Source organism: Paenibacillus popilliae ATCC 14706 (assembly GCF_000315235.1).
Lineage (GTDB): Bacteria > Bacillota > Bacilli > Paenibacillales > Paenibacillaceae > Paenibacillus_B > Paenibacillus_B popilliae.
In genome coordinates, this window is sequence record NZ_BALG01000565.1 from 1 (window position 1) to 516 (window position 516).

Consider the following 516-nt stretch of genomic DNA (forward strand, 5'->3'; position numbering starts at 1 on the left):
TTTCCACGGATGTTCATTGGCGGGTTTGCGCTGGGGCGCAGAACTCGTCTTTTTCTTTTGCTGGGACTTCATTCTTTCTGTTTTCTTTAGCAGATGTGCCTGTTGGCGATGCCAGATGAATACCTGCCCTGTAAGTGTCTGACGAACCTCAACGACCGTCTTCGCATCCAAACGCTGCGGTAACGATTCTTCAAGCGTGTAAATCACGCCGCCGTAAGAGAGTGTATTGCCCTGCCCTAATATTCTGAACTCACGGATGGTAAAAACATGATCGAGATTAACGTCGTTACGCAGAGGCATATAGGCTGTCTCGTCCGAACGAGGTGCCACAGCGAATTGGATATTATGGTTTTGAATGAGACGTGGCAATACTTCGTTTGCGGCTTCCATTGTGGTAATACCAAGCAGCCGAAGTTCAATAACCAGACGATCCTGAAGGGTCAGCCAAAGGCGTTCAATACGGCCTTTGGCTTGAGGCGTGACGGCCTTAATATGCTCGATGTTCAAGTCGGCCAT

At 49.0% G+C, this 516-nt stretch carries 1 protein-coding gene; it reads right to left on the bottom strand.

Annotated elements, in window-relative coordinates:
- A partial coding sequence (locus PPOP_RS23645; protein ID WP_006288370.1) for a hypothetical protein occupies nt 1-516 on the bottom strand: 516 nt, incomplete at both ends.